This is a genomic window from Cellulomonas algicola, assembly GCF_019024305.1.
Taxonomy (GTDB): domain Bacteria; phylum Actinomycetota; class Actinomycetes; order Actinomycetales; family Cellulomonadaceae; genus Cellulomonas; species Cellulomonas algicola.
Genome location: NZ_JAHKSJ010000021.1, coordinates 11,810 through 33,729 on the forward strand (window position 1 = coordinate 11,810; position 21,920 = coordinate 33,729).

The following is a 21,920-nucleotide window of genomic DNA, read 5'->3' on the forward strand; positions in this document are numbered from 1 at the left end:
ACCGGTCCTGCCACGAACCGCACCGAAGGTCCCGGATCGGCCCGGCTCAAGGGGATCGCCCGTGGACCTTGATCGAACCTTCATGCGGATCGGACCGCTCATCGATCGAGGCCCTGCAGAACGTCGGTACCGTTGATCAAGTGCCCGATCGCTCGACCACCCCTCCGCGCCCTGCATCGCGTCCAGGGCTGACCGCCTGCAGCCTGTGCGCCGGCGAGACCCTGGGTGTCCACGACCCGCTGGAAGGCGGGCAGCTCGCGCGGCTCGAGGCGCTGCGCAGTCGCGGGCTTGCCGACCTCACGTTGTCGGAGTGCCTCGACGAGTGTGAGCGCGGCGACGTCGTCGTCGCGCGACCGAGCGCCGTGGGCCGACGCGCTTCGGGCCGACCGGTGTGGTTCGAACGTCTCGCAGGAGACGAACTCACCCATGAGCTCGAGCGGTGGCTCGAGAAGGGTGGCCCGGGCGTCGCCGAGCAGCCTGCGGCGCTGCGGCCGCTTCAGATCGACCGATCGCAGCCGGAGATTCCGCCGGCCGAGTGATCCGCCCGCCCGCGGCGTCGCCGGATGCCAGCCCGCCAGCCGGCCAACGGGTCTACTAGGCCCTGACTCGTCTGGCACTAGGGCTGGCCGCGTGAGTCACGTCGGGTGTTTGGCCGCCAACCCGCACTCCCGGAAGTGTGGGCGATCGGAACCGGACCGTGAGCACGGCGGCGCTGTCGTGGTCATGACGCTGCACCGGCTCACCGCAGGCGCGGGCTACCGCTACCTGCTCCGGCACATCGCCACCGGGGACTGCGAGCGGCACGGACCGTCGCCGATGGCTGCCTACTACGCCGCCTCCGGAAACCCACCCGGCCGCTGGCTGGGGCGTGGGCTCGCCGCGCTGGGTGGCGGCCCCGCACCCAGCACCCCGCAGGATGCCGCAGTACGACCTGGGACAGTGGTGACAGAGGTGGCCATGGCGCGGCTCTACAGCCGTGGTCTTGACCCGTCGACGGGCGCACCGCTCGGCCGCCGCTACACCCCAGCGACCTCGCCGGCCGACCGCGTCGCCGCCCAGGTGCGCGCGCTTCCCGGCGATCTCACCGCGGAGGCGAGGCAGCGGGCGGTGGACGCGATCACGAAGGTGGAGCTCGCGAAGGAGACGTCGCCCTGCATCGCCGGCTTCGACCTCACGTTCACGGTCATGAAGTCGGTCTCCACCCTCTGGGCAGTCGCCGACGGGACGACTCAGGCCGCGGTCTACGCGGCCCACCGGCGAGCCGTGGGCGTGTCGCTGCAATTCCTCGAGGACCGTGCGCTCTTCACGAGGACCGGTGCCGCAGGATGCCGGCAGGAGCCGATCGGAGGTGCCGTCGCCGCGGCGTTCGACCACTGGGACTCACGGGCCGGCGACCCGAACCTCCACACCCACCTGGTGGTGGCCAACAAAGTCCAAGGGCTCGACGGTGCGTGGCGCTCGCTCGACTCGCGGGCACTGCACCACGCGGTCGTCACGATCAGCGAGCTGTACGAGGCCCTTCTGGTCGACGAGCTGGCGAGAAGCCTGCCCGTGCGGTGGAACTGGCGCTCCCGCGGGCCGAGGCGGACGCCCGCGTTCGAGCTCGACGGCGTCACAGACGAGCTCATGGCGGCGTTCTCGCAGCGGTCGACTCAGATCGACGCGGCGATGACGACCGAGGTCGCGGACTTCGCGGCGACGCACGGACGCGCGCCGAACCGGATCGAGATCCTCCGGCTGCGTCAGCAGGTCGCTCGGGCGACCCGGCCAGCGAAAAAGGTGCGCGCGCTGGGACGGCTCGTCGAGCGATGGAGGCGCCGGGCGAGCGAGGTGACGGGGGAGACGCCTGAGCAGCTGACCTCCCGCGTCATCGGCGCGTCATCGGCGCGACCCGTCCGCCGGTCCGACCTCGCTCCGCCTGTGGTGGACGTCCTTGCGACGCACGTGCTGAACGGCGTGCGCGAGCGGCGCGCGACGTGGACCCGGTGGAACGTGATGGCCGAGGCGCTCCGCGTCACCAAGCCGCTCATCTCCGCGAGTGTGGAAGACCGGTTGCGGATCGTCGACGACGTGTGCGACGCCGCCCTGCGGCGGTGCGTCAGCCTCGAGGCCGCGCCAGCGTTCCCGTCATCCGGACGCTACGCGCGCCAGGACGGCTCGAGCGTGTTCGAGCGCCCTGGTGAGCACACCTACACCGACATGGTCATCCTCGATGCTGAGCACGCGCTCCTCGCCGCAGCCGCCGACACGTCGGCGCCGACGTCACGCATGATGCGCGTTGACGACGCGCTCGAGCTGGCGTCAGACCAGCTCGCCGCAGTCGCCTCGATCTCCTCCTCGGGGAGGTTGGTGGACGTCCTGGTGGGACCGGCGGGGTCGGGCAAGACGACCGCCCTCGCCGCCCTTCGCCACGTGTGGGAACGGCAGCACGGGCACGGATCGGTGATCGGCCTGGCGCCCTCCGCCTCTGCGGCAGCAAACCTCGCGGGAGCGCTGGGCATCGCGTGCGAGAACACCGCCAAATGGCGTCATGAGACGACGGGTTTGGGCGGCGAGCAGCGCCGCGCCGTCATCCAGCGACTGATCGACGGGAGGTCGGCGATTGGCGGCGACATACGACGGCTGCGGCTGGTCGACACAGCGCTGATGAGCCTGACTCGCGAGGCGCGACGGTGGCAGATCAGCGATGGTCAGCTGGTCATCGTCGACGAGGCGTCGCTCGCCGGGACGCTCATGCTGCGGGAGCTCGTCGACCAGGTCGCCCGGGCCCGCGGCAAGGTGCTGCTTGTCGGCGATCACCAGCAGCTCTCCGCTGTCGACGCCGGTGGTGCCTTCGGACTGATCGTCGACACGACCGGGGGAGCGCAGCTGCGCACGCTGTGGCGGTTCGCGGAGGAGTGGGAGGCGCGGGCGACCATCCGGCTGCGAGCCGGCGACGCGCGCGTGCTGGACGAGTACGAGGACGCAGGGCGGCTGCGCGCCGGACCGGCCGAGTCGATGCTCGAAGAGGCGTATGCCGCGTGGTCGGCGGACGTGGCGTCGGGTGCGACGACGATCCTGCTGGCGCCCGACGCGGCGACGGTCGCGGCGCTGAACACACGCGCCCACAACGACCGGGTGCAGGAGGGCCTCGTCGCGCGGGACGGTGTGACCACCAAGAGCGGCACGATGATCTGCGTCGGAGACCGCGTGGTGACCCGCCTCAACGACCGCGGGTTGCGCGCCGCGCACGGCCACGTCAGGAACGGCGACCTGTGGGACGTGAAGGCCGTGGGGGCCGACGGCCACCTCGTCGTCGTGGCGGCGAGGACTGCGCTGGCGAGGCGAGGCGTCGTCGGGACTGCGGGCTCTGACGAGGCACGGTCAGTGACGCTGCCGGCCGAATACGCGACGGACAACGTCGACCTCGCCTACGCGACGACGACACATCGCGCGCAGGGGATCACCGTCGACCTCGCCCACGTCCTGGTCCACCCCGGCATGACGCGAGAGAACCTGTACGTCGCAATGACGCGGGGAAGGCGCAGCAATCGCCTCTACATCTCGGTCGATCCCGTGAACCCCGAGTGCGACGAGCTGCCGGATCCCCATGCCGCTGGCGACGCGCACGAGATTCTCGAGTGCATCCTCGCGACCAGTGGCGCGGAACGGTCGGCGACGGCCACGATCGCCCTTCGCGAGGCAGAGTCGACGTCGGTGCGACGACTCGAACCGATCATCCGCACCATCTACGCCGACGCCGCGCGCGCCAGGTGGACGGAACGGCTGCACGCCTGCGGCCTCAATGCCACATCCGTTCGGGACATCGCGGCGTCGCCCGAGAGCGGCGGGATCTTCATCGCTCTCGACCGCATCACGGCTCTGACATCGCGCCCGACGGGCGTCGTCCGAGGACTGGTGAACGGGATCCACGGACCTGACGCGTCCATGCGCCTGCTTGCAAGAGCCCGGGCATGGATCGAGCGAGTCGTTGAAGAGCAGGACGCGACGCCGGCTCCCCGTTTCCGCGTCGGTCTCGATGCAGACGGCATCGAGATTCTCGAACGGGTCGAGGGCCTCATGGCGGAGCACGACGCGACCCGGAGAACCGCAGACGGGGTGAACGACGAGTCTTGGCGAGGCCTGTGCGCCGAAGCAGCCGAATCGGGCACGCCCGACGAAGGTTGGAGTACGACCCTCGAGCTCCACATCAACGCCGCGTCGCCAGCCAAGGCTGTGCGCCGTCCCGCCGTTGCGCGGTCGAACGCCATAGGGAGGTGACTCTCGTGAACCGCGATGACAGCCGAGGCGATCTCTTCTACCCGCCGCGACAGATGACGCAACCGACAGCACTACCCGTGCCGATCGTGTGGTCTGCCCACGCACCGGAGGACCAGGAACTCCTGCTCGAGGAGCTCGATCTCTGGATCGGCTGGCTCGTCGAACGCTTCCAGCTCGACCGCCGCGTCGTCCCGGCATGCTGGCACGACCACACCGAGCTCATCGAAGAGCTGTCAGCACTCCACCTCGCATGGCAAGGGGCTTACGCCACCACCGCCAACGCCGACGCCCCGCTCAGGTGGCTCGAGCAGTTCGCCGCGGCGCGCACGAGGCTGTCCGACTGCGTGGCACGCAGCGGTTGCCGCCCGGCTGAGCACCGGACTCGGGGCTGATGTTCCGCCGCCGCGGGCGTTCTTTCAGGAGCGCACGGCGTGGGGACGTACTGCGGGGGGTCGAGGACCTGGCTGCCCCGCCCGTCGACGGCGACGATGAGCACTCGAGTGACCTTGGCTGTTCGCGCGCCGGCACCCGTCCCGATCACCGCCGCTGCTCACGCCGGGGGCGGTCTGGTCGCTCGTTCCCGACCGTCCGGCGGTCGACGTACCGCCTGCGCCTACATTGGCACGACGTGCGCGGGCACCGCTTCACGTGCAGGATCCAGCCCACGCCCGGTCGAAGGAGACGCTCCTCCGACCGGGCAGGTCAAGTTCGCTGACGTCGCCGTGAGGGTGAGCATCGCACCGACGCCACCTGTCGGCCGGGCCGAAGAAGCGTCGAGGCCCGCCGTTCTATGCCACCGGGTCGACCAGGTGGGGGCCGTTGTTGCGGACGTTGCCGACGTCGTATCCCACCTGCCGTGGAACCAGGTGTGGCTCCGGGACGGCGGCGAGCAGGTCGCGCACGTCGTCGAGGTCGGTCACCGCGGGGTTCAGCCATGCGTCGACCACGTTCGCCGGCAGCACTAGCGGTGAGCGGTCGTGGATGTGCCCGGTGGAGTCGGTCGCGGTGGTGGTGATGACGGTGAAGCTCCACAGCCACCGCTCGGGGTCGTCCTTGTCCTTGGCTGGGTCGGGCCACAGCTCGTACAGCCCGGCGGCCGCCAGCGGCGCCTCGTCGGGGGAGTGCAGGTAGTACGGCGTCTTGCGCTTGGAGCCGCCCTGCGGGGCGCCCCACTCGTAGTGGCCGTCCATCGGCACCACCGCCCGACGGGCGAGGGCGGCGCGGCGGAAGCTGGGCTTGTCGGTGATCGTCGCGGCGCGCGCGTTGATGAGCCGGCTGCCGATCGCGGGGTCCTTCGCCCAGGACGGCACCAGGCCCCAGCGCACCGCGCGCAGCTGGCGCACGATCTCGTCGTCCTCGACGCGCTCGAGCACCACCGGGACGACGTTGGTCGGGGCGACGTTCCATGACGGCCCGCCGGCGTCGACGAGCATCTGCTGGACGTCGAGGTCCCGGGCGATCTTGTCGGCCGCCCGGGTCTGGGCGTGCCTGCCGCACATCGCGCCGCCCGCTAGCCGGGGATCTTGCGCGGGTCGTTGCCGTAGGAGCGCTTCTCGCCGATGGTCCCGTCGACGTTGTGGATGTGGTGCTCGGTCTGGCGCCGCTTGGCTTCGTCACGCCCGGCCTTCACCGCCTCATCCTTGGTCGCATGGGCCGCCCCAACCTTGGTGCCGTCGACCTCGTTGACCCACCCGGAGTCGCCCGCCGGCACGGTGTGCACGCCGTTCCCTGCCATCAGTTCCTCCCCACGTCGTGGACGCCCGTCATCGTGGCCCGCACGGCACTGCCTCGCCACCGCACGTGCGCCGAGCGGGCGCACTGGTTAGCCGCGCGTACCCCTCCTCTCGCTCGACCGGCCTGCCTACCCGGGGGTCGCGGCGTGTCGGCGCCGGGTGTCAGACCTCCCGCCCATACTCGAATGCATGTTCGAGATGTCCGTGAGGCCCGACCCCACCCACTGAGGAGCCACCATGTCGTTCCAGTTCGACGACCGCGCTTTCGGGTCTGCTGCACGGATAGGTGACACCTTGACCTGCCCCACGGCCTGGTTACCACTGACGGTGTGGTGGTCAGGCGGGGATGGATGGAAGTTTCGAGCGTAGCTCGAACTCGATTGGGCTGAGATAGCCGAGGCTGGAGTGCCGACGGCGGCGGTTGTGGAAGATCTCGATGTACTCGAAGATCGCGTTCGCGAGCTCGACCCGGGTGTTCCAGCGTTTCCGATTCAGCAGCTCGATCTGCATCGAGGACCAGAACGACTCCATCATCGCGTTGTCCAGACCGTCGCCGACGGATCCGAACGAGGGCATGAGCCCTGCTCGCCGGATCCCGTCACCGAATGCCCACGAGGTGAACTGGGCTCCGTGATCTGCGTGCACGATCCCGCCCGGCGCCGGGTCGCGGTTGCTGATCGCCATGTCGAGCGCGTTGATCACCAGTCGGGTGTCCTGGGTCGAGTCGATCGACCAGCCGATGATCTTGCGGCTGTAAGCGTCCAGCACGCAGCAGCAGTAGAGCTTGCCCTCCCGGGTTGGGTGCTCGGTGATATCCGTGACCCACAGCTCGTTGGGCCGCACCCGGTGGAACTTGCGGTTGACCAGGTCGCCGGCAGTCACGACACCGCGCAGGCGTTTGACGCGAGCAGGTCCGGGCAATCCGTAGACCCCGGCGTCGTGCATGAGCGTGAACACCAGCCGGGAGCTGACGGTCACGTCCATCGCCAGGGTCAGCTCGGCGTGCACCCGCCGATAGCCGTAGGTCCCGCGTGAGGCGATGTGGACCTCGCGGATCAGGCCGGTCAGCCACTGTCGGCGCAGCTGGGTCTGGGACGTCGGTCGATTGCGGTATCGGTAGTAGCCCGGCTTGCTGACGCCCAGAATGCGGCAGCAGGTCAGGACGGGATGCCCGGCGGCGACGAGGGTGTCGATCACCGGGTGGACCCTTTTGGGTGCAGGGCCTCCGTCCCGAGCAGCTTGGAGGCGACCCGCAAGATCTCCACCTCCCGCTCGAGCTCGCGGATCCGCGCCCGCGCCCGTCGCAGGTCGGCGCTCTCCATGCGCGGGACACCCTCGATCTCGCCGCGGTCGACGCGGTCCTGGCGCAGCCAGTTCTGCAGGCAGCTGCCGCTGATACCCAGATCCCCAGCGACGACGGCGGCGGGTTTGCCGGCCCGCACGAGCGCGACCGCTCGGGTGCGAAACTCGGCCGGATACGGCTTCGGCATGGTTCAGACCTTCTCTCGTGAGAAGCCGAACCACCAGACCCGAACTGGTAACCAGGCCGTGGGGCAGGTCACGCTGTCACCTACTCGTGCAGCAGACCCGGACCTACTTCTGGCACGGCGCGTCAGCCGTGCCGCCTCGGCTCGAACAAGTCTTGGACCGCTCGTCCCACTTCCAAGGAAGTGGGACAGGCTCAACTCTGTCTGACGCGTTGACCCAGCCTGGCCCTGTGTCTTCTGGTGCGGGAGTGGGAGCATCGCGTGATGAGCCAGGACTCGAGGGAGTGCTCGTGCTGCGGGCGCAGCAAGCCGCGCCGCGCTCTTCATGCGTTGGACGGCGGGGCGTCGTACATCTGTCGGCCTTGCGGCCTATGGGTGGCCCTGAGGCTGAAGGGCGACACTGTCGGCGCGGGCTCGCACGAGCCGTGACGCGCCGGCTCGGGTGCCTATGCGCAGCAGCTCGTGGGCAGCGCTGAGCGGAACAAGCCGGCGGCGATGCGCAGGGCTTCGCTCATCGTTAGGTAGGGGGCCCAAGTGTCGGCGAGGTCGTCCACGGTGAGGCCGAACTTGATCGCGTAGGTCGCTGCGAGCATCAGTTCGCCTGCGCCGTCCAGGGCAGCGTGCACCCCGAGGATCTTGCGGCTCTCGGCGTCGATGACGAGCTTGAGGACACCGCGGGTGTCCTGGTTGACCAGGGCGCGCGGGATGTCTTGCGCTACTAGGACGCGGCATTCGCAGGCGTGCCCAGCGGCGAGAGCTTGGTCCTCCGTCAGTCCCGCGCTGGCGATCTGGGGCGTGGTGAAGGTGACGCCGGGCAGCCCTCGATAGTCCACTGCTGAGGGCTGGCCGAGCGCGCCGGCTGCGGCGACGTGTCCTGTCTGGGCTGCGACGTAGACGTACTGCGGGACGCCGGACACGTCCCCGGCCGCGAAGACCCGTGGGTTGGTGGTCCGCTGGTTCTCGTCGACGACGACGAAGCCGCGCCTGTCAGTAGCAACACCTGCTGCATTGAGAGCCAGGTCGGACGTGTCGGCGAAGCGCCCGGTCGCCACGAGCAACCGCTGGCCCGTCAGCCGCCTCTCGCTCCCGGTCCGGACCTCAACGCCGTCGTGAGTCGCCCGCACCTCCGTCGCGCGCTCCTGCACCACGGTGATGCCCTCGTCCTGAAACACGCCGAGCAACACGTCTGCAACCTCCGGCTCCGCGTGGGGCGCGAAGCGTCCGACGATGGTGACGGCGACACCGAGGTGCGCCCACAGCTGGGCCTGCTCGAGCCCGACATACCCGGCGCCGAGCACCACCATGGATGCGGGTAGGTCCTGCTGCTCCATCGCGGTGGTGGAGGTCAGGTACGCCACGTCACCCAACCCCGGGAGGTCCGGGATGTGTGGTGCCACGCCGGTGGCCACGACGTACCCGTGCCGTGCTCGCAGGGCCTGGCCGTCGACCTGCAGTGTCTCTTGGTCGATGAAGCGTGCGTGGCCCTGCAGGATCGGGAAGCCGTGGGCGTCGGCGACGTCGGCGTACTTCGCTTGGCGCAGGCGGTCGATCAAGGCCTGCTTCTGCTCCATCAGGGCGCCCAAGGCGACCGGGCCCGCGCTGGTGGAGATGCCTTCAAAGGGGTGCGTGGCCGCACGGTGGCGCTGCCCGGCGGCGGCGAGGAGGTTCTTGCTGGGCACGCAACCGATGTTCAGGCAGGTCCCGCCTAGCGGCCCGTGCTCGACGAGCAAGACGCTGTTGCCGCGGGACCGTGCCTCGATGCCCGCGGCCATCGCAGCGCCGCCGGTCCCGATGACGATCAGGTCGTACTCGTCCATGGCATTCTCCTCGCGCGCGCGGACAGGTCATCGGACGGTAGACGTTCCAGTGCGGGGGAAGGTCAAGGTCTACGGTTGACCATGCGCATCGGAGAGCTGGCCGCCACGGCCGGCGTGACGACCAAGACGATCCGCTACTACGAGAGCGCCGGCGTGCTGCCAGCGCCGGCTCGCCAAGCGTCGGGCTACCGGGAGTACGACCACCGGGCGGTCGACCGGCTGGCGTTCGTGAAGGCCGCGCAGGCGGCCGGGCTGACCCTGGCGGAGATCGTCGACGTCGTCTCTGCCCGCGAAAGCGCCGGCGCACCGTGCGCACACGTCACGGCAGTGCTCGAACAGCACGCCCACGATCTTGAGCGGCGGATCGCCGAGCTCACGACTCTGTTAACCCAGGTGCGCCAGCTCAGCGCGCGGGCAAAGACTCTGCACCCTGACCAGTGCACCCCCGCCCAGGTCTGTCACCTCATCCCCACCGCCTGAAGCATCCGCCGTACCTGCGCGCGAACGCCGCAGCGCAGTCAGCCGCAAGGTGCACACATGATCACGGCGCCGCCGATGGCTGCCTCTGGGCCGTAGCCCCCCGTCGATGTCATGGGCCCAGCTCAACCGCCACATTGCGGCGACAGATTCCCGCCACCCAGCGCTGAAAGCCACAGTCTCGCGGATGAGCCTCGGAGGGCCCACCGAAACTCAGAACCGAAACCCAACGCACCGATGACCCTTGGAGGACGGTTTCTGGTGGTCAGTCGCCCGCTGCTGTTCGGTGCTTCGTCGGAGAGGCCAGCGAGCGGCTGCCTCCCTCAGCTCATGATTGGCCGAGGCATCGCGGTTCCGCGCTCGCTGTGCGGTTGCCGCTGATTGCGGCTTCCACACGTTCCTCGGGCCCGCTACGGCGTGACGGCCGCTGATCCATTGCTCCGCCGAGCAGCAGGCTCCGGGCCGTGGTCACGACGATGGCGACGGAGGCCTTCGCCGCGTCGGGGTCTCCGAAGGACCACCCAGCGATGTACGCCGTGGAGTACGCCTCGGCGGCGACGCCCGCGTGAGTCATGACGATGTAAGCGACGGACTCGGCCTCGACCTCAGCCTGGCCTCTGCAGGCGAAGTCGGTGGGGTATCCCGGGAACCGAGTGGGGTGGTCGGCTCGAATGTGGCCGAGCTCATGAGCGAGTGTCTTCGCGGCGTGCGCCGGGTCGAGGTCGACGCGCACCCGGACGCGGTGTCCTGCTGGGTCTGTGAACCCGTTGACCCCGAGCGGACAGGGACCGCGCTCGAGCGCGTAGCCGTCGTCCGCAGCGAGCCGCGCGAGGTGGTCCCAGAGCCCTGCCGGCGCGTCTCCGCGCAGCAGGGTCGGCCCTACATCGGGCAAGTCATCGCCGGTGGTCTGTGCGACGTCGAAGACGTGGACGACCTTGAACCCACGCAGGACCGTCGACGGTTCGTCAGCGTCGGACGACGGCGACGAGGAGGCCACCGGTTGGACACCCTCATCGCGCTGCCGATAGGTGCACGGCGCCAGGATCGCGATGCCGTGCTCACCCTTGACGACGCGCCTTCCCAGGGCGTTCCAAGTTCGGATGCCGGCGACTCGAGTCGCGTCGGGCCGCTGCGCAGCGATCAGCAAGATGTTCGACGGCGAGTACGACGTGAACCGTGCAGCGACGCGGAGCGTAGCCATCCAGGCGTCTGACCGCATGAGGTCCTCGACGGCTTGTACGAGCTGGACGTGGATCGCCAGCAGCCGGTCGTCGCTCGAAGGATTCTGTCGTGACCGCATCGCGCTCATCGCCCGGGTGGTGCAGGGTGGGTCACGTCTGCCGCGAGAAGGGCGCCACGGCAGACGGGATCCGACCAGCCGAGGTAGCCGTTGCCGCGCAGGTAGAAGCTGTTGAGTCGAGCGAGACTCAGCAGGTAGACGCCGCCGTGGTTGCCTGTTGCCGCGTCGAACGCGCTGTTCGACGTCACGAGGATCTGCTCGGGGTCGCACCGCCCGGGATCCGCTTGCACAACGATCGAGACGTGTCCGAACGGGCGGCCGGTCTCGAAGAAGACGAAGGAGCCGAGCGGCGGGCAGCGGTCGCCTGGATGCGCGTGCCCGTCGGTGACCATCGTCTGCCAGTGCACCTTCGCCGAGGTGAATCCAGACCCGACGTACCCGTACGCGCGACACGCGAGCCTGTCGCAGAGCTGGTCCCACCCTGACTTCACACCGACGTAGGCGAGCGCGTTGCTCACGGCGGTCGCGACGTCGTCGGCGGTGCCGCGTGGAAGGTCCACGGTCCCGTCGCCGAGCTCGGGCACGCATCCATCGCTGGTCGGGGGATCGGACGACGTCGCCGCCGGCTCGGCCGCGCTAGGCGAGGGGTTCTCCTCGCGGCTGTCCGGCGGGGTGCTCCCCGACCAGACGCGGACGCGCTCGTCGACGGTCTCGATGAACCTCGCCGTCACGGTCTGGATCCGCGGGTAGCTGCGCAGCCTCGACTCGCCAGCGTTGTGCGCGACGATCAGTGCGTCGAGCTCCGGGATCGACGACGACGGCCAATCCGGGTGCTCGGTACGGATGCCCCGGACGCCTGCGAGGCGGGCGCAGAGGTAACGGCCGGCGACGGAGGCGTGGATCTCCGGCTGTGTGACGTCCCAGCGACCGTCGTGGTCAAGATCCGCAGACCACGGGTGGCCATAGTGCGCGCGCCAGATGCTCTGGTTGAGTTGGAAGAGACCCCAGGTGCCGCCGTTGCTGTCGTCGGCGTACGCGACCGGCTGGAAGCCGGACTCCTGCGCCATGACGGCCGCGATCCACACCTCCGGGAGGTCCGAGCACCCTGCGCGCACCTCGCGGATCCATGGCCGCGCCTCCGGCGGGACGGGGGCGTGGTCACTGAGCGGCCCGAGTGCGGACATGCTGATGCATGCGCCTGCCTGAAGGCCGACTCCGATGGCCGTCACGACGGCGAGCGCAGGCACGGCCAGGACACCGAGGGCGCCGAGGAGCTTGCCGATCACGCTGGCACCGCCGTCCCGGTCGCCGTCGCGTGCTCGACCGCACGTTGGTCGGCTCGAAGTGCGGTCGCGTCGGGTCGGGCGGTCCACGGCGAGAGGTCGATGACCGTCGGCGCCGTCTGTCGCAGGAGGAGGATCGCGGTCCCGAACGGCAGTGTGCGCAGCACCGACGCCGGCATGACCGGCACGGTACGCACGGATGTCGATGAGGACCGCTCGCCGCCGCGGCCGGACGACCGGGTCTCGGTGAGCTCGTCGATCTCGCCGAGGAGGCGCGCGACGTCGTCGAGGTCGCGGTACTTCGCCAGCCCACCCAGGACGACCTTGACCGTGGCGGCGTCCCAGATCGCATCCGCAGCGTGCTCGCCCCAGCGCGCCCGAGCCTGTGCGAGCGACTGCAGGACGGCCAGGGTCGTGATCCCTGATCCGCCGCCCTCCGCCATGAGCGAGGGAAGAGAGGGGAGCGGTGTGAGGTTCGCGATCTCGTCCAGCGCCAGCAGGAGCGGGGGGTCGAGGCGCGCGCCGGAGGAGCGGGCGGCGACGGCTCGCGCGGTCTCGGTGATGTCCTCGACGAACGCCGCGATCAGCGGGGCGCACGATCCGGACGTGACGGCCGACGCCAGCATGTACAGCGTTCCGGCCTCTGCCAGGAACGTGTGCGGGTCGAACTCTGCGCCGGCCGCTGGGTCGACGGCCTCGAGGACGTCGGGGTCGGCGAGCGCTGCGAGCGACTGCCGGACGCCGAGCCAGATCGAGTCCCGCGTCCGCGGGTCGGAGTGGATCGCCGCGTCCAGTGCGTCTGCCCAGCCGTCGGCGGACGACGTTCGGTTGAGAATGGTGACGGCGTCCTCGGCGAGCGCAGGGTTCAGCGACCAGCGGTAGAGGTCCACCGCTCGGCGCCCGTCGAGTGCTGCGGCATGCAGCAGGCACCGGAGCGCGGTCTCCGTCTGGCCCGCCCAGAAGTCGGAGTCCGACACGGTGTGGCCGAAGCCCGCACCCGCCGCGAGCCCGCGCGCGCGGACCAGCGCGGTCCGAGGCGTCTCGCAGCCGCGCACGGGCGACCACGCGAGGCCCCCAGGAAGTCCTGCGAGTCGCTGCGGGTCGAAGACGGCGACGGGACCGTTCCGACGCCGGTGGCGCAGCGTCACGGCAAGGGTGTCAGGGCGTGTCGACGTCGCGACCACCGCGCCCGGTGCGTCGAGGACCCACGGCACGACGACGTGCAGTCCCTTCCCCATGCGAGGCGGTCCGACCACGAGCGACGAGTCCTCGACCGAGCACCACAGGTCGTGCCCTCGTAGGGAGCCGAGCCGGTACCCGACCTGGTCGGCCGGTACCGGACCGGCGAGCGATGGGCGGACGACGCTTGCCTGTCGACGCAGAGCCCGCGCGCCGGCGACCGCGATGACCTGACCCGGTGCGGCCATGCCGGGGAGTGTGCGGAGCGCCTGGACGGCTCCGGCCGTGCTGGCGAGACGGTGCCTGCAGCGCCACACCGCGACGCCACCGACCGCGAGTGAGACGACGACCAGCGCCGTTCCGAGCCAGTAAGGGCCGGCGCCCGGCAGGTCGGCCGGGAACGGCCACGCAGTCGACGGCGCGGAAGCGTGCCGCAGGGCGACGAGCGGCGGTACCAGCCCGCCACGTGGGAGACCGCGCCCGGTGAGGAAGCATCCGACGGCAGCTCCCGCCCACAGGACACTGGCGACGGCCAGAACTCCGCTGAGAGCAGCAGTCGCCAATGACGTCAGGTCCGATCCGCTGGAGCGTGCTGGGCCGGGGCGGACAGGCGGCCGTGACGACATCATCGTGCGGCGCCCTGTGCCGTGATCGCGGGCGGTTCGACGATGCGAACCGTGGTCGGCTCGGTCGCCGGGCGGGGCTCGAGTGCGCTTGCGATCGTCCGGAGGGTCGTGGTCACCGCCCGTCCTGCGTCGACGAGGTCGCCGATCTCGAGCGAGACGTTCGAGGCCGCAGCCTGCAGGTGCTCGGCGCCCACGTCGGCGATCTGGCGCGCCTGGTCCGCGGCGACGAGCCGCGTGATCTCCGGCGGGTGCACGTACCAGGCGTCATCGACCGTCTGCCGCAGCAACGCCAGGCTCGGCAGCTCCGGGCCGTGGTGTGCGTGGGCGGCGGCGGCCCAGGCGACGGTCAGCACGTCGACGTGTCGCCCGAGCTCCGCGAGCTCGAGCGTGGCCCCGTACAGCACGCGCCACCCGGCGTCCTCGATCCGAGTCGGAGGAAGCCAACGGCCTACGTCGGGAATGCGCCCGGGGTGCGAGATCAAGGACCCGACGAGGAGCGCGACATGCTGGCGCTCCGACTCGTGGTCGCGCGGCGGATGTGCCGTCAGGTACTTGTCGGCGGCGAGGCGAGCAGCACGCCCCGTGTTCCGGGCCGCCGCGCGCAGCTGAAGCGGGACGACGACATCGTCGTGCGGTGTCCCGGTGGCGCCCGACCACCTCATGTCGACGCGGTCGAGGCCGGCGTCGACGAGCGAGCACGTGGCGGTGAGGGGGCCCGCGCTCAGGTCGTTGGCACTGGCGAGAGCCGCCGCCTGAAGCAGCACGCCGAGCCCGGCGACTTCTCGGCGGAGCCCGTTGCCGGCGACCATGCGCGCGTACTCGGCCGGTTCGGGCGCCGGGGGAGTCATGTGGATGAGGTCGGCGAAACGCGGGAGGTTCGCTCGTCGAGTCCCCAGCCTGTCCACCAGCACTGCGGCCATCGAGTGTGGATCGCGGCCGCCGACCGGCTCACGCTCGAGGAGCGCGGTGTAGACCTGGCCGTGCCACGAGTCGGCGAAGTCGTCGGCTCGCAGCCACGGCCGGACCGAGCCGAGGGCTTCCGGTCGCAGCATGAGGCCGCCGAGCGTCGCCTGCTCGGCGAGGCGCACGAGCTCGTCATGCCGCATCGCGATCATCTCCACCGGTGGGTTCGTCACGCATCGCTCGGTCTGTGTCGATGAGGTCGAGCTCCACGGGATGAAGCACGTGGTGCACGACCGTGGCTCGGCTTGGTGTCCGCCAGAGGCCGGTCCCGCGAGGGAGCAGCGGAAGAAGGTCCCGCTCCGGCCGGGTGAGGCCGAGCGCGGTTTGTGTCGCGGCGAGCTGGTCCGACTCCTGGCGGTAGACGATCCGGGTCGAGCAGTCGGCGAGCAGTCCTTCCGCGAGCGCCCGGGCCTCAGAGCCGCGCTTCCCGACGGCGTCGAGATCGGTGAGGCGGTGCAGAACGAGCAGGTTCGCGATCCCGTGGGCCCGCGACAGCTTGCAGTGGGCCTGGAGGCGGCGGACCAGCGCCACGTCGCGCATCAGGCGCCACGCCTCGTCGTAGATCACCCAGCGTCTGGCGGACGAGCCCTCGAACGTCGACTCGAGCCACGCGGCCGAGCACGTCATCGCGATCGCGAGAGCGTCGTCGTCCGTGCCCAGCGCCGACAGGTCGAGCACGACCATGGGACACGTGGCGGAGATGTGCGCGGTCGACGGGCCGTCGAACATGCCGGCGAGATCGCCCCGGACGAGACGGCGCAGCGCGTGCGCCACGTCGCGGCCGTCGAGCGTCCGGTCGGCGACGGTGATCCCGTCCTGCTGAGCCGCGGTGCGGTCGGGCGTCATCAGGGTGTCGACCACGTCGGCGATCGTCGGAGAACCTGCCCGCGCGGCGGCGATCTTCAGAGCGGCGTCGAGCGCGCCGCGTTCGCTCGCCGACACGTCGCGTCGCAGGCTGCTCCCGGCGCAGGCCGCGAGCAGCCGACCCCGTGCGCCGTCATCGCCTGCGGCGGACACGTCGAGCGGGTTGATCCTCGAGGGCTGCCCGGGCCCCAGGCGGATCACCGTCCCGCCGACGGCTTCGGCGACCGCTGCCCACTCGCCCTTCGGGTCACCCGGGACGTAGACCCGACGGCCGGCAGCGATGGACCGGAGGGCGATTGACTTCGCGAGGGCTGACTTCCCTTGCCCGATCACCCCCGCCAGGACGACGTTCGGGTTGGTCAGCTCGTCGCGGGCGTAGAGCGCCCACGGGTCGAAGCAGTAGAGCGAGCCCGTGAAGGCGTCGACGCCGACGGGGACGCCGACGTCGCTCGGGACGGTGCCCAAGAAGGGGTAGGCGCCGGCAAGGACAGCCGTCGACGCGCGGTGCGGTGGCAGTCGAACGGGGCCAGGGCGGTACCGCCCGACCGTCGCGCGGAACAGCCGGCGACGCGGCCGCCCGGTCACAGGACACCTCGCGCGAGCGGTAGGCACGCGGCGAGGTGAGCCGCGCCCTGCTGGCCCACGAGTCGTCGCACATCGCACAGCGACTGCGCCGCAGCTGTCTCGAGCGCTGCGCACCGTCGGGCCAGCTCGTGCTCGTCGTCCGCCGAGACCGAGACGAGCCCCGTGAACCGGACGTCGCCGTGGCCGGCGACGAGTTCGGCCTCTCGTCGTGCCAGCTCCGCGACCTCTGCGCGCGTCACCTCGCTCTCAACCTGACCGAGTCGCGCCCGCTGCACGGCGTCAGCGGCGTGCTCGGCCTTGGCGCGCCGGATCTCCCTGAGCGCCTTCGCGATCGGCAGCGGCTCTGCGGTCAGGGAGAACGTCCGCCGAGCAGCGCTCTCGAGCAGCATCGGCTGGAGGAAGCCCGGATGCACCTCGCTCCGCGGCCACTCGGCGATCCAGTACGTCGCGTGCACGGCCTCACCGGTCACGAGATGCGTCCAGTGCTCGTCGACACCCGTCGCTACCGACGTCGTCACGACGCCCTCAGCCCGGCCGCTGGGTCCGGGTTCGTAGGACGCTCGGATCGCGTCCAGCAGGTGCTCACGGTCGAGCCACCCTGACGACCTGACTTCAGCGGCCTCCAGGGCGGCTTCGACGTTGCTGAGGGTCGTGGCAGTCGCCTCGACGTCGGTGGAGGACATGCCACGCTGCCTCCCTCGCGCCAGCTTCATCGAGACGGCGACGAACGCCTCGTGCACCCACGGGTCGACGAACGAGGTGTCGAGGAGCCGTACGAGCTCCGTTGTGACGGTGTCGCCGCGCTGGACGCAGTGCTCCGCCCACCAGGCGCGCGGCCGTGACATCCCACCCGGGCGCGTCCGGACGAGCACCTGGACGCGCACGACGTCCCGCTGCTGGCAGAGCGCCGCCAGGACGCGCCCCCACGCGCTCACCCGGTGGTCCTGGGTGGCGCCGTCCGCGAGCAGGAATCCGGTGCCGTCGACACGCAGTGCGGCGGAGACGGTGCCCGCTGCTCGATCGATCGCGAGCACCGCGCCGGCCGACGAGCAGTCAACGAGGTCGATGCGGCGAGCCAGCCCCGGAACGAAAACACCGTCCGAGTCGCGGCCACGCGTCGACAGCGCCGCAGTCGTGCGCCCGAGCGCCTTCCGGATGCACCACTCGGCGGCGACAGGCGTCCAGTCCACCAGGGGTCGGTCGCTGACGCTGACGGTGCCGACCCCGAGCAGGAGCCCCCAGGCTGGTGATGCCGATACGAGTCCGGCAGCGCCCGACGAGTAGACCGCCCCCACGGCGACGGCGAGCGCAACTGTCACGACGCCGAGCTGAGCCGCGGTGAGCCCGAGCAGGATGCCCCGACTTTCCCGGCGCCCGAAGCGCGTCGGCGCCGCGGTGCTCGAGGTCATGGTTGCTCACCGGCTGACGAGGGAGTGGGGTGCGGGGGAGGGCTCGGCCGCTGCGGCACCGCCACTCGTGCCCCGTTCCCTGCAGCGCGTGCACCGCCAGCGGCGGCGCTGACGCCAGACGTCGCAGCGCTCATCGCCAGCTGCTGCGTCACGTGCCGGCTCGTCGTCGCTGCGGACCGCGCCGCTCGACTGATCGGGTTGGCCGCGACGGCGCTGTGCATGACACCCGCCGCTTCCATCCCCGACCAGTGCACGAAACGCCACGTCAGCCACGGCGCCCAGACGGCGATGGCCAGCAGGAGGATGCCGACGAGCATGTCCGACAGCCCGGTTGCACCGACGTCGGCGACGCGCGTCGGCGCACTGGCGCCGGCATCGCCGGCGAGTGCCGACGAGCCCACGACGAAGGTCACGACGATGACGATCTTCGAGAACACCAGGGCCGCGACCACCTCGATCCACCGTCGGGTCCAGACGCGCGTCTGGTCCCAGACGGACCCGGCGAAGGCGATGGGAGCGAAGACGGCGACGAGCACGAGCGCCGCCTTGCGGAACAGCAGGACTCCCCACAGGAGGAAGAAGCCCACGATCAGCGCGAATCCAAGGAGCAGCTGCAGCCCGGGTGCGAACGTGAGCATCGCCGCGAAGTCGAAGAACCGCGCGGCCGCCTCTGCCACGGTCGTCCCCGCGCTGCGGGCGATGTACTCACAGACACCGTCCACCGCCGTCAGCGCGAGCTGCGTCACCGCCAGCGCCAGCACTGACCCGACGAGCGCCTTCGCGACACCGACGACCGCGCGCACGAGCCCGCCGGGCTCGCGCCGCACCACCGACGCCATGACCTGGACGACGAACAAGCCGACGATCATGGGGAGCGCGACGGCCGAGATGACCGCGACGTTGTCCCGGAACCACGCCACCCCGAGGTCGATCGATGTGGTCGAGTCGAGAGCGGCGACGGCCAGCTCCCCGACCTGTGCGGCACTCTCGACGAAGCCGGCACCGAGGCTGCCCAGCACGTAGTCGGCCGCCGCCTCCTGAGTCGCGTTGGCGACGTCGCAGACGAAGGCGATCGGGCCGACGCATGGGTCGACAGTCGCGACGGACATCTAGATCTGCCCGCCCAGCCCAGAGAAGAACGCGACGATCGCGTTCGCGCCGCCGATCAGCAGCGCCCCGGCCGCGCACACGAGTACACCGGTCTTGCCGCCCGAGGCGTACGAGTAGTTGCCGTTGCCTCGAGCGATGGCCCAGACGATCACCGACACGATGACACCAGCGACGCATGCGACGAGCCCCCAGGTCATGAGCGCTCCGACGACCTCCCGCGCCACGCTGAGCCCTGGAAGCCCGCTCTCGTTCGGCGTCACGCCGGGGTCTCCCAGGCGGCAGCAGACGGATTGCGCGCTCATTCCACTGACCTCCGCATCGCCTCAGCCGTGGGCACGGCCTCTGTTGGGAGGTGCGCGGCAGGTCACCCAACGTGCGACGCAGCGGGATCCGATCGCGTGCGCGACATTCCCGCCAAGTCAGCGCTGAGCGGCGTCTACGGCGTCCCGTCCGGGCACGTACTCCCAGTGCCACGGCTCGTAGAAGCCGGAACCGCCCTTCCGGGCCCACGCGGGGTTCTCCCAGCCGAAGGCTCCGGCGTTCTTCGCGAGCCAGCGACCACGCGCACCCGCGTACGCATCGCCGCAGAGGTCCACGGCGAGCCCCCAGCCGTGGTTGGACAGGCCCGCCGGAGCCGCCACGGCCCCCTTCGTGCGACGCAGGGCTGCCTGCTCTTCATACGTGCGGTAGCCCGACGAGAGGCAGATCGGCTCGCCGAACACCGCGGCGTATTCGTCGTTGAGCGCGAACAGGGCAACGACAGCATCCGCCCTGTCCTCGAACGGACGCTGCCAAAGTGCGCACAGTTCCGACCGAGGTACCCGACCGTTCGTGCCCGGGTCGGTCACGACGCCGTCACACGCGTCCGGACCATTGTCGGTCTCCGGTTCCGGCCGAGCAGAGGCGCGGGACGCTCGTCCCACTGCGAGACGCCTCGTGTCCCCGCTGTTGCTCGCTACAAGCGATGCAGGAGGGACGAGGTTAGGAAGCTCGGAGGTGAGCGCCTCAACCGTGCTGGGGCCGGCCGATGACGTGGACGGGCGAGCGGACGCCCCTGTGCCCGCGAGCGCCGACACCGTTGCGCCGCCCAGCGACGTCGCCAGAGTGACCGCGACGGCGATCTTGGCCGGCGCTACGAGGCGGGACGGTGTTCTGCGTCGTGGCGTGCTGTGCCGCTCGTCTTGTCCGTCCCGCCCGTGCACGGCCGTCGGCCGTCCTGCGCTGTGTCGTCCCATTCCGCGTCTCGGGCTTCGCGGGGACCGGCGGCAACGAACGCCCGCATCTGACCGGCCTGCCGCGGTGCCGAATGCTCCTTCGCTTGTGCTTTCTCGGACGCGGGCGACAGCGGGCGAGACCCTGCCGATCGGACGCGGCTCGCGGACTCGATGTGGCGCCGTTCTCCGCTAGCGGCCACCGCTAGTGATGCTGGGCGTGCTCCGCGGGGGTCGTGGGAGCCGAGGGCTGTTCGCTGATCAGCGGCCCTATCACCACGGTCGACAGAGCGAAGGCGATTCCCGACACGGCCAGAGCGACTCCCGGAGCCCACCAGGAGCGGAAGCGCCGACGTAGGCGGAGCAGCAAGGGGATGGACGCGGCGAGCCCGATGACGGCGAACACCACGGTTCCTCCAGCACCCGCGACGAGCGCCGTACCGATCAGTGGCCCGACGTGGTGGAGGACGTGCGGAGCCAGACCCGCGACGAAGCCCATGGCTCCCGAGACTGCGGTCCACACCGCGCGCAGTCGGCCGGCCGTCCCTGGCGGGCGCTCGGGGGCCGAGTCGGCTCGAACGCGGGCTTCGACATCGGTCATGGCGCCCATCGTGGAGCGGTTCCACAGCGCGCTCGGTCGAGGCTTGGTGAAGTTCCGACTAAGCCGTGAACGACCTGGCGGCCTGTGAAGCGCTGCTTGGTCGCGTCAAACGCGTTCGGTCCTCCTGTTGACCAAACCTTGACGGCAAGAAGATCGGGACGGCGGTGCTGCAGCTCGAGGATCGGCAGTGCTCACGGATGCCGTGGGCGTCGCGCGGAGCCCTCCTCTGCCGACGACGAAAGGACTCTGAGGTGCAGCCAGTTCTCTTCTCGATCTTCGGCGTCGACGTCCAGTCGTACGGGGTGAGCAAGGCGGCCGCGGCGCTCCTCGCCGCATATGTGCTCGGCCGGGCTTTCACCCATCGCGGGCTTCGTCGGGACGATGCTCACGCGCTCGTGATGTGGGCGACGATCTGGGGTTTCGTCGGTGCGAAGGTCTACTTCCTGCTCGAGCACGCCGACGAGGTGACGTGGCACCATCTCGGGGGCTCTGGCTTCACGTGGTACGGCGGACTGGTGGGTGGGGTCGCATCCTTCTTGGTCGTCGCCCGCCGCAGGCACCTGCCGACCGCGGTAGTCGTCGATGCCGCGGTGATACCGCTGACGCTTGCATACGGCGTCGGCCGTGTGGGGTGCTGGCTGTCGGGGGACGGCACCTACGGCAAGCCGACGACGCTGCCGTGGGGCGCTGCGCTGCCTGACGCGACCGTGGCAACCGACGTGCCAGTGCATCCCACACCGCTCTACGAGGCGCTCGCCGCGGTGGCGATCGCCGCAGTGCTCTGGGCGCTCCAGCGACGATGGCGGCCAGATTTCGAGCTCCTCGGTGCGTACCTGGTCCTGTCGGGTGTCGCGCGGTTCCTGGTTGAGCTTCTGCGCCTCAACGAGCACGTCCTGCTCGGGCTGACGCAGCCCCAGATCTGGGCCGCCTCCAGCATCCTGTCGGGCGTCGCTGTCATCAGCCACGGCCGCGCACGGACGCGCGCACGATCACCTCTGCAGCGGCCCGCGATCGACGAAGCGATGGCCGGTCGTGAGCCCGCTCGACGCCGCTGACGTGCCGCTCGAGGAGGTAG

General features: G+C 70.5%; 19 protein-coding genes. 5 read left to right on the forward strand and 14 right to left on the reverse strand.

From position 1 onward, the window contains the following. The first annotated feature begins 140 nt into the window (after positions 1-140). From KOV94_RS15680 to KOV94_RS15690, 3 genes are all read left to right on the forward strand, one after another. A complete protein-coding gene (locus tag KOV94_RS15680; protein ID WP_130779758.1) occupies positions 141-539 on the forward strand; it encodes a hypothetical protein in 399 nt (132 codons plus the stop codon). 184 nt (positions 540-723) lie between these two features. Next, on the forward strand, positions 724-4,260 hold the full coding sequence (mobF, locus tag KOV94_RS15685; protein ID WP_218052552.1) for a MobF family relaxase: 3,537 nt from the start codon (positions 724-726) through the stop codon (positions 4,258-4,260). Positions 4,261-4,265: 5 nt separating this feature from the next. Next, on the forward strand, positions 4,266-4,652 hold the full coding sequence (locus KOV94_RS15690) for a hypothetical protein (protein WP_130779756.1): 387 nt from the start codon (positions 4,266-4,268) through the stop codon (positions 4,650-4,652). A gap of 396 nt (positions 4,653-5,048) precedes the next feature. Here KOV94_RS15690 and KOV94_RS15695 read toward each other — a convergent pair whose 3' ends face one another. The 4 genes from KOV94_RS15695 to merA form a co-directional block, all read right to left on the reverse strand. Next, the gene (locus KOV94_RS15695; RefSeq protein WP_218052553.1) at positions 5,049-5,759 is read right to left on the reverse strand and encodes an SOS response-associated peptidase; all 711 of its coding nucleotides are present in this window, start codon (positions 5,757-5,759) and stop codon (positions 5,049-5,051) included. A gap of 11 nt (positions 5,760-5,770) precedes the next feature. Beyond that, on the reverse strand, positions 5,771-5,995 hold the full coding sequence (locus KOV94_RS15700; RefSeq protein ID WP_218052554.1) for a DUF2188 domain-containing protein: 225 nt from the start codon (positions 5,993-5,995) through the stop codon (positions 5,771-5,773). 334 nt (positions 5,996-6,329) lie between these two features. Then, a protein-coding gene (locus KOV94_RS15705) for an IS3 family transposase (RefSeq protein WP_372449479.1) occupies positions 6,330-7,483 on the reverse strand; the annotation gives its coding sequence in 2 pieces (ribosomal slippage) (positions 6,330-7,228 and positions 7,228-7,483; 1,155 coding nt in all). A 443-nt stretch (positions 7,484-7,926) separates the two neighbouring features. Continuing rightward, on the reverse strand, positions 7,927-9,297 hold the full coding sequence (gene merA / locus KOV94_RS15710; RefSeq protein WP_218052555.1) for a mercury(II) reductase: 1,371 nt from the start codon (positions 9,295-9,297) through the stop codon (positions 7,927-7,929). 81 nt (positions 9,298-9,378) lie between these two features. Between merA and KOV94_RS15715 the strand changes: the two genes are divergently transcribed. After that, on the forward strand, positions 9,379-9,777 hold the full coding sequence (locus tag KOV94_RS15715) for a heavy metal-responsive transcriptional regulator (protein WP_218052624.1): 399 nt from the start codon (positions 9,379-9,381) through the stop codon (positions 9,775-9,777). 325 nt (positions 9,778-10,102) lie between these two features. On the opposite strand, the gene KOV94_RS15720 is transcribed toward KOV94_RS15715, so the two are convergent. The 10 genes from KOV94_RS15720 to KOV94_RS15765 form a co-directional block, all read right to left on the reverse strand. Continuing rightward, positions 10,103-11,083, reverse strand: coding sequence for an ArdC family protein (locus KOV94_RS15720; RefSeq protein ID WP_218052556.1), 981 nt, complete (start codon positions 11,081-11,083; stop codon positions 10,103-10,105). Then, a complete protein-coding gene (locus KOV94_RS15725) occupies positions 11,080-12,300 on the reverse strand; it encodes a transglycosylase SLT domain-containing protein (protein ID WP_218052557.1) in 1,221 nt (406 codons plus the stop codon). The genes KOV94_RS15720 and KOV94_RS15725 overlap by 4 nt, the downstream gene beginning before the upstream one ends. Beyond that, a complete protein-coding gene (locus tag KOV94_RS15730; protein ID WP_372449480.1) occupies positions 12,297-13,535 on the reverse strand; it encodes a type IV secretory system conjugative DNA transfer family protein in 1,239 nt (412 codons plus the stop codon). The genes KOV94_RS15725 and KOV94_RS15730 overlap by 4 nt, the downstream gene beginning before the upstream one ends. Before the next feature lie 566 nt (positions 13,536-14,101). Continuing rightward, the gene (locus KOV94_RS15735) at positions 14,102-15,238 is read right to left on the reverse strand and encodes a DnaB-like helicase N-terminal domain-containing protein (RefSeq protein ID WP_218052559.1); all 1,137 of its coding nucleotides are present in this window, start codon (positions 15,236-15,238) and stop codon (positions 14,102-14,104) included. Continuing rightward, positions 15,198-16,394: a putative type IV secretion/conjugal transfer ATPase gene (locus tag KOV94_RS15740; protein ID WP_225916813.1), complete on the reverse strand. Its 1,197-nt coding sequence runs from the start codon at positions 16,392-16,394 to the stop codon at positions 15,198-15,200. The genes KOV94_RS15735 and KOV94_RS15740 overlap by 41 nt, the downstream gene beginning before the upstream one ends. Before the next feature lie 116 nt (positions 16,395-16,510). Continuing rightward, positions 16,511-17,923 carry an SCO6880 family protein gene (locus tag KOV94_RS21415; RefSeq protein ID WP_372449481.1) on the reverse strand — a complete coding sequence of 471 codons (1,413 nt, stop codon included), beginning with the start codon at positions 17,921-17,923 and terminating at the stop codon, positions 16,511-16,513. After that, a complete protein-coding gene (locus tag KOV94_RS15750) occupies positions 17,920-19,032 on the reverse strand; it encodes a hypothetical protein (protein ID WP_218052561.1) in 1,113 nt (370 codons plus the stop codon). Before KOV94_RS15750 ends, KOV94_RS21415 begins: the two co-directional genes overlap by 4 nt. Further along, the gene (locus KOV94_RS15755; protein ID WP_308160593.1) at positions 19,033-19,293 is read right to left on the reverse strand and encodes a DUF6112 family protein; all 261 of its coding nucleotides are present in this window, start codon (positions 19,291-19,293) and stop codon (positions 19,033-19,035) included. A gap of 159 nt (positions 19,294-19,452) precedes the next feature. After that, on the reverse strand, positions 19,453-19,755 hold the full coding sequence (locus KOV94_RS21350; protein ID WP_218052563.1) for a M15 family metallopeptidase: 303 nt from the start codon (positions 19,753-19,755) through the stop codon (positions 19,453-19,455). A gap of 694 nt (positions 19,756-20,449) precedes the next feature. Beyond that, the gene (locus tag KOV94_RS15765; RefSeq protein ID WP_218052564.1) at positions 20,450-20,845 is read right to left on the reverse strand and encodes a hypothetical protein; all 396 of its coding nucleotides are present in this window, start codon (positions 20,843-20,845) and stop codon (positions 20,450-20,452) included. 164 nt (positions 20,846-21,009) lie between these two features. Here KOV94_RS15765 and KOV94_RS15770 point away from each other — a divergent pair, with 164 nt between their 5' ends. Next, a complete protein-coding gene (locus KOV94_RS15770; protein ID WP_308160595.1) occupies positions 21,010-21,900 on the forward strand; it encodes a prolipoprotein diacylglyceryl transferase in 891 nt (296 codons plus the stop codon). The last annotated feature ends 20 nt before the right edge of the window (positions 21,901-21,920 follow it).

What these genes read in the sequence shown, in the direction of transcription:
- mobF (WP_218052552.1), top strand. Translation starts at nt 724, where the DNA reads ATGACGCTGCACCGGCTCACCGCAGGCGCGGGCTACCGCTACCTGCTC.
- KOV94_RS15695 (WP_218052553.1), bottom strand. Translation starts at nt 5,759, where the DNA reads ATGTGCGGCAGGCACGCCCAGACCCGGGCGGCCGACAAGATCGCCCGG.
- KOV94_RS15700 (WP_218052554.1), bottom strand. Translation starts at nt 5,995, where the DNA reads ATGGCAGGGAACGGCGTGCACACCGTGCCGGCGGGCGACTCCGGGTGG.
- merA (WP_218052555.1), bottom strand. Translation starts at nt 9,297, where the DNA reads ATGGACGAGTACGACCTGATCGTCATCGGGACCGGCGGCGCTGCGATG.
- KOV94_RS15715 (WP_218052624.1), top strand. Translation starts at nt 9,379, where the DNA reads ATGCGCATCGGAGAGCTGGCCGCCACGGCCGGCGTGACGACCAAGACG.
- KOV94_RS15720 (WP_218052556.1), bottom strand. Translation starts at nt 11,083, where the DNA reads ATGAGCGCGATGCGGTCACGACAGAATCCTTCGAGCGACGACCGGCTG.
- KOV94_RS15730 (WP_372449480.1), bottom strand. Translation starts at nt 13,535, where the DNA reads ATGGGGAAGGGACTGCACGTCGTCGTGCCGTGGGTCCTCGACGCACCG.
- KOV94_RS21415 (WP_372449481.1), bottom strand. Translation starts at nt 17,923, where the DNA reads ATGACCTCGAGCACCGCGGCGCCGACGCGCTTCGGGCGCCGGGAAAGT.
- KOV94_RS15750 (WP_218052561.1), bottom strand. Translation starts at nt 19,032, where the DNA reads ATGTCCGTCGCGACTGTCGACCCATGCGTCGGCCCGATCGCCTTCGTC.
- KOV94_RS15765 (WP_218052564.1), bottom strand. Translation starts at nt 20,845, where the DNA reads ATGACCGATGTCGAAGCCCGCGTTCGAGCCGACTCGGCCCCCGAGCGC.